This window comes from Pseudomonadota bacterium (assembly GCA_026388255.1).
Classification (GTDB): Bacteria; Desulfobacterota; Syntrophorhabdia; order Syntrophorhabdales; family Syntrophorhabdaceae; genus JAPLKB01.
This window is the reverse complement of record JAPLKC010000107.1, coordinates 1,634-2,493: the sequence shown is the minus strand read 5'-3', so window position 1 is coordinate 2,493 and position 860 is coordinate 1,634. Positions and strand designations below refer to the sequence as shown.

Genomic DNA, 860 nt, shown 5'->3' with positions numbered 1-860 from the left:
TTTGAAGGCGCTTGGTCAGGGAAGGAATATTCCTGCACTTGCTGACAAGTTTCTACGTGATATGGTTAAACCTGTCTATAAGCCACAGAACGGTCAGGCAGCAAAAATGAAGGTTGGCTTCTTTATGGGGTGTGCAATGGATTTTATATACCCTGAGCTGGGGCTGAAGATTATTGATTTCTTGACAAAAAAGGGCATTGAAGTGGTTGTTCCCGAAAGTCAGAACTGCTGCGGTGCTGCCATTTACTTCAGCGGTGATTTTGAGACAGGCAGGATGCTTGCAGAAAAAAACATTAAAGCATTTAAAGATGTAGATTATATCGTAACAGGTTGCGCTACGTGCAGCTCGACTTTGAAGGATTATCAGAAGTACCTCCCGGACAATGAAGATCAGCAAAAAATCAGAAGTACCTCCCGGACAATGAAGATCAGCAAAAAAGATATGAAGAATTTGAAAAGAAGGTAAAAGACAGCACCGAGTTTATTATTGATGTTATGAAGGTACCACTGGAAGAATTCAAACTGAAAAAGGAATTTGAAGGTAAGACGGCCACATGGCACGACCCGTGCCACCTTGTAAGGTATCAGAACATTAAAGACCAGCCAAGGATGATCCTGAAGGCTTTAAAAGGTTTGAAATATGTTGAAATGCCCAATGCTGATATGTGCTGTGGTATGGGCGGTTCCTTTAGCGTTTATCACTATGACCTTACAAAGAAGATTGCAGATAAAAAAATGGACGGCATCAAAGCAACAGGCGCAGATATAGTCGTTACTGCATGTCCTGGTTGCATGATAAATTTAATCGACAATGTTCTGAGAAATAAGATGCCACAGAAGGTGTACCATTTTCTGGAGCT

Annotated in this window: 2 protein-coding genes (1 of these 2 cut by a window edge); both read left to right on the top strand. The window is 41.5% G+C overall.

Annotated elements, in window-relative coordinates; all coding sequences use genetic code 11:
• Window positions 1-466: heterodisulfide reductase-related iron-sulfur binding cluster (locus NT178_16395; GenBank protein MCX5814101.1), on the top strand; the 466-nt coding region annotated here is incomplete at its 5' end.
• A gap of 29 nt (window positions 467-495) precedes the next feature.
• Window positions 496-860: the 5' portion of a (Fe-S)-binding protein gene (locus NT178_16390; protein ID MCX5814100.1), read on the top strand. It continues 25 nt past the right edge of the window; the window shows 365 of its 390 coding nt (coding positions 1-365); it begins with the start codon at window positions 496-498; its stop codon lies off the right edge, out of view.